The organism is Inquilinus sp. (assembly GCF_057815775.1).
The window spans coordinates 1-4,998 of record NZ_JBYRFX010000364.1; the positions used below are offsets into that span (position 1 = coordinate 1).

Consider the following 4,998-nt stretch of genomic DNA (forward strand, 5'->3'; position numbering starts at 1 on the left):
CGGGTGCCGGGCCTCGATCGCAATGTCGCGGTCGAGGAATGGGCGAACCGCCTGCCGGAGGGGCTGCGGCCCGAATGGTTCAATCCGGTGGTCGCCGACGGCCGGTCGATCGGCGCCCTGCTGGTGGTGCCGGACCGGCCGCGCCCGCGGCTGCGCACCGGCAGCAACCAGGGGTCGGAGGCCGACCCGGCGCGCAGCGCCTTCGCCCATATCATCGGCGACAGTTCGGCAATGGCGGCGGTCATCGGCCGCGCCCGGCGGCTGGTGGACAAGCGCGTGCCGGTGCTGATCGAGGGCGAGACCGGCGTCGGCAAGGAGCTGCTGGCCCGGGCCATCCATGGCGAGGAGGGGGAGGCGACGCCGTTCATCGCCTTCAACTGCGCCGCGGCCTCCAAGGAGCTGCTGGCCAGCGAGCTGTTCGGCCATGTCCGCGGCGCCTTCACCGGCGCGACCAGCGAAGGCCGGCCCGGCCGCTTCGAACTGGCCGATGGCGGCACCCTGTGCCTCGACGAGATCGGGGAGCTGCCGCTCGACCTGCAGCCGGTGCTGCTGCGCGTGCTGGAGGAGGGGATCGTCTACCGCCTGGGCGACAGCCAGCCGCGGCGGGTCGATGTCCGTCTCCTCGCCTTGACCAACCGGAACCTGAGGGAGGAGATCGAGGCCGGTCGCTTCCGCCGCGACCTGTATCACCGCATCAGCGTGACCCGGCTGCACATCCCGGCTTTGCGGGAGCGCGGCGGCGATCTCGACCTGCTGGTCGAACGCTTCAGCCGGCACCTCGCCGCGCGTCACCAGGTGCCGGCGCGGGACTTTCCGGCCGAGGTGCTGGCGGCGCTGCGCGGCTATGCCTGGCCCGGCAATGTGCGCGAGCTGCGCAATATGGTGGAGAGCCTGCTGCTGATCTCCGAGGGCGGCCCCGTCGCGCTGGAAGACCTGCCACCGGAATTCGCCGATGCAGCCATCGCAGCCGACGATGCCGTGCCCGGTCCCGACCGGCCGGACAATCTCCATGCCGCCGAGCGCGTGCTGATCGCCGCGGCGATCCGGAAGCATCAGCACAATTTCGTCCGGGCCGCACGGGCCCTGGGCATCTCGCGCAGCACCCTGTACCGCAAGGTGCAGAGCCTGGGCCTCGATTTCGAGGCCTAGCGCCGGCTCCGACCCCTCTCAGGCTGAAGTCCGATGCGCGCTTAGTATTTCCCGGGATTCCGACTGGCGTGGCTGCGGAGACGTCCGGCCTGTCGTTTGGTGTCGGGCGCACCTTCCCACAACCTGGATGGGCTAGCTGTCGCCTCAGCCATGTCGCGGCCGGCGAGTGGCCCCGGCGAACTGCGGCGAGGACATCGATGTTTTTGACCCGGAAGACAATCGCGGTGACCGCAGGGCTCGCCCTGTTTGCAGCCGCCTGCGCGAATTTCAGCGGCGCCGACAAGCTGGTCGGCCAGAACATCAGCGCGGCCTATGCCAAGTTCGGCCCGGCGGGGTCGACGTCGAAGGACGGCTTCTACACCGTGCATCACTGGTCGGGCCGTGATCTGGAGGCCCACGAGGTCTTCGTCCAGACCGGCACGGAATATGCGGGCCAGCAGATCGTCGGCATGCAGAACAATGTCGGGGGCTCGCAGTCGCCGATCATCCAGGACCAGTATCGCCCCGTCGGCTACAACGAAACCCAGTATACGGAGCTGGCCTGCGACTTGTCCTACACGACGGATGAGACCAACGTGATCGTCGACTTCGACCTGGTCGGCAACATGTGCGCCAGTTTCCTGAGGTCCCTGTCCTGACATGAAGGGGCCCCCGCATCGACGGGCGCTTCGGGTCCGGGCCGGCTCAGGACGCCTTCGGCGGCGTCTCGACCAGCTTGTAGCCGCGCGCCCTCAGGCAGCTGCGGACGATGTCGTCCCGGCTCTTGAGCGCGATCAGGCTCCGGTCGGTGGTGCTCTCCCCCAGGAGGCCGGCAGAGGACGCGCCGCCCAGGACGCCGGCGCCGGTGGTCAGGGCGGTGGTCGTGGTGTCGCCGCCCATGGCGAGGCCCAGGCCGGCCCCCAGGACCGTGCCGATGCCGACCTTCGCCGCCGCACTCTCCTTGGTCTCACCGGCCCCTGCCTTGTCCTGGCAGACCTTGAGGTCGGTGGCGTAGTTGCGGCCGCCGGCAAAGGACTTGGCGGCATCGATCTGCGGGCCGCTGCCGCCGGAGCCCATGCAGGCCGACAGGGCCACGGCCAGTATAATCCAGCAGGCGGCCAACTCAAACGAAGGGCGGGCGGTGGTGCGAACGGACATCTTTTCTGTCTCCCGGGCTCGGACGCTGGAACTTTCACTTGCCGGGACGACTGCTAGCCGACTTAGGTTGTGGGAAGGTGCCGGCCATGTTCTCGCTGCCGGCGACTTGGGGGTGGCCCGCGACATGAGGTTGAAATGACGCGGATCCTGCTGATCGAAGACGAGCCCGATATGGCGCGGCTGGTGTCCGGCGGTCTGGCCAAGAGCGGCTTCCTGGTCGACCACGCGGCCTCCCACGGCGACGCGGAGTTGGCCCTGGCCACGGCGCGGTACGGCCTTGTCCTGCTCGACCGCCGGCTGCGCGGCAGCGAGGGGCTGACGCTGCTGCCCGTGGTGCGGCGGCACCAGCCCGGCACGCCGGTGATCGTGCTGACGGCGCTGGACCGGCGGGACGACACGGTCCGCGGCCTCGATGCCGGGGCGGACGACTACCTCACCAAGCCGTTCTTCGCCGAAGAGCTGCTGGCCCGGATCCGGGCCGCGCTGCGGCGGCCGGGCGCCGAACAGGCCGTGCCTTTGATCTGCGGCCGCGTGCGCTTCGACCCTGACCGGCGCGAGGTCACGATCGGCGACCAGCCCGTGGTGCTCAACCGGCGCGAGCTGCTGGTGCTGGAGGCGCTGATCCGGCGGACGGGCCGGGTGGTGCAGCGCGAGGCGCTGCTCGACGCCGTCTACGGCATGGAGGACGACATCCTGCCGAAGTCGCTGGACGGCCATGTCTCCCGGTTGCGCCGGCGGCTGATCGAGCTGGAATCGGGCGCCGCGATCCACCCGGTGCGGAACGTCGGCTACATGCTCCGGCCGGTGTGACGATGCGAAGGTCGTCGCTGGCGTGGCGCCTGATCGCCTGGCTGATCCTCATCCAATCCCTGCTGTCGGTGCTGGCCCTGACGGCCTCGCTGGTCTTCTGGAGCGGACCGGGCGACAAATATTACTTCCCGCATCTGAATCTCGAAGCCCTGGTCGCCGACGCGCTGGTCCCGCTGCCGGGCGGCACGCTGGCGATCGCCGACACGCCGGCGCTGCGGCAGTTCCGCCAGGATCGGCCGCTGGTCCGGGTCGCGGCCATGCAGGACGGCCGGGTGCTCGATGGCTCTTCGCCCGAACTCGCGGCCACGATGCGCGCCATGGGGTCGCCTGCCTTCATCAACGCATCCTTCGTCCTGCGGGAGGGCGCGCTGGCGGGGTCGGCCGTCATGGCGACGGAGGTCGAGACGCCGCACGGCACCGTCACCGTCATCGGCTCCGACAACCCGATCCGGACGGCCGATCTGCCGGCCATCGCCCAATTCATGGCCGGCCACCTCGTCCGCGTCATGGGGTTCGTCCTGCTCAGCGCCATCCTGGCCGTGCCGCTGGTCGTCCGGCAGACGCTGCGCCCGCTGCAGGCCGCCACGCGGCAGGCGGCCCATGTCGACCTTCGCAGCCGGGATTTCCGCCTGCCCGACCATGGCGGCGTGCCGGCGGAGCTGCGGCCTCTGGTCCGGTCGATCAACGCGGCGCTCGACCGGCTGGATGCCGGCGTCAGCCAGCAGCAGCGCTTCGCGGCGATGGCGGCGCATGAGATGCGCACCCCGCTGGCGATCCTGACCGCGCGCATCGACAGCCTGCAGGATCCGGGCGAGGCGGATGGCATGCGCGGCGACATCGTCCGCATCCGCACCCTGGTCGACCAGTTGCTGTTCGTCGCCCGTCTGGAACGCCGCGACGTCCTGTTCGACGAGGCCGTCGACCTGGTGGCGCTGGCGCGGAATGTCGTGGCCGAATGCGCGCCCCTGGCGATCGCGATCGGCCGGGATCTCGCTTTGGTTCCGGAGGTCGACCGCCTGCCCGTCGCGGGCAGCGTCCGGGCGATCGAAAGCGCCGTGGCCAACCTCGTGCAGAATGCGATGCGCATGGAATTCCCAGGAGGGACGGTGGAGGTCGTGGTCCGGGCGCCGGCGGAGATCCTGGTGATCGACCACGGCCCTGGCATCCCGCCGGCGGAGCGGGAGCAGGTGTTCGAACCCTTCTGGCGCCGGGACGAAACCTATCCGGGCGCCGGCCTCGGCCTGGCGATCGTGCGCGAGGCCGCGGCCGTCCATGGCGGGTCGATCTCGATCGAGGAGACGCCGGGGGGCGGCGCGACGTTCCGTCTGCGGCTCGGGTCCGAATGACGGTCGGCCCGGCCGGTCTGGTTCCGCAATTGCCGGATCGACTTCGCCGCTGCATGCCAGCCCAGCGATTGTCGCGGCGATGCTTGACGCAACGCCGCTGTCGGCCTTCCATTCCTGTCGAGTCCGGTGATCGAATCCCGGCGGGCGCAAATCCCGGGGGCGGTCGGCGGCGCCCAGAATCATTGCGATCGCGGCAGGCATGATGCCGCCGCCCAGATCGACCAGGGAGGTCCGGCATGAAGTCGCGCATGGCCATGAGCATGCTGCTGCTGGCGAGTGTTGCGGGAAGCGGCGCTGCGCTCGCCGAGGATGCCGGCAAAGGGAAACTGACCGGGGATTGGGGCGGCGTCCGGACGGATCTCGCCAATGCCGGCGTGGCCTTCCAGTTCGGCTACACCTCCGAACTCGCCTACAACCCGACCGGCGGCACCAAGGACCAGCTGAGCTATGACGACCAGCTGTCGTTCGGTGCCACCTTCGACCTCGACCGCCTGCTGGGGGTCCATGACGCCAAGATCCAGCTGACGATCACCGACCGCAACGGCCGGAACCTGAG

General features: G+C 70.0%; 6 protein-coding genes. 5 read left to right on the plus strand and 1 reads right to left on the minus strand.

Annotation, left to right across the window (positions count from 1 at the left end; translation table 11 throughout):
- A partial coding sequence (locus AC3XYG_RS13050) for a sigma-54 interaction domain-containing protein (protein WP_489140269.1) occupies positions 1 to 1,149 on the plus strand: 1,149 nt, incomplete at its 5' end.
- 224 nt (positions 1,150 to 1,373) lie between these two features.
- Positions 1,374 to 1,787, plus strand: a complete 414-nt coding sequence (locus AC3XYG_RS13055) for a hypothetical protein (RefSeq protein ID WP_489140270.1) — start codon at positions 1,374 to 1,376, stop codon at positions 1,785 to 1,787.
- Positions 1,788 to 1,833: 46 nt separating this feature from the next.
- Here the strand turns inward: AC3XYG_RS13055 and AC3XYG_RS13060 are convergent, their stop codons facing one another.
- On the minus strand, positions 1,834 to 2,286 hold the full coding sequence (locus AC3XYG_RS13060) for a hypothetical protein (protein WP_489140271.1): 453 nt from the start codon (positions 2,284 to 2,286) through the stop codon (positions 1,834 to 1,836).
- 135 nt (positions 2,287 to 2,421) lie between these two features.
- Here AC3XYG_RS13060 and AC3XYG_RS13065 point away from each other — a divergent pair, with 135 nt between their 5' ends.
- From AC3XYG_RS13065 to AC3XYG_RS13075, 3 genes are all read left to right on the plus strand, one after another.
- Positions 2,422 to 3,096: a response regulator transcription factor gene (locus AC3XYG_RS13065; protein WP_489140272.1), complete on the plus strand. Its 675-nt coding sequence runs from the start codon at positions 2,422 to 2,424 to the stop codon at positions 3,094 to 3,096.
- A 2-nt stretch (positions 3,097 to 3,098) separates the two neighbouring features.
- Positions 3,099 to 4,442: a sensor histidine kinase gene (locus tag AC3XYG_RS13070; protein ID WP_489140273.1), complete on the plus strand. Its 1,344-nt coding sequence runs from the start codon at positions 3,099 to 3,101 to the stop codon at positions 4,440 to 4,442.
- 236 nt (positions 4,443 to 4,678) lie between these two features.
- A partial coding sequence (locus tag AC3XYG_RS13075; protein ID WP_489140274.1) for a carbohydrate porin occupies positions 4,679 to 4,998 on the plus strand: 320 nt, incomplete at its 3' end.

Excerpts from the sequence above, each read along its gene's own strand:
- AC3XYG_RS13060 (WP_489140271.1), bottom strand. The coding sequence starts at position 2,286 with ATGTCCGTTCGCACCACCGCCCGCCCTTCGTTTGAGTTGGCCGCCTGC.
- AC3XYG_RS13070 (WP_489140273.1), top strand. The coding sequence starts at position 3,099 with ATGCGAAGGTCGTCGCTGGCGTGGCGCCTGATCGCCTGGCTGATCCTC.
- AC3XYG_RS13065 (WP_489140272.1), top strand. The coding sequence starts at position 2,422 with ATGACGCGGATCCTGCTGATCGAAGACGAGCCCGATATGGCGCGGCTG.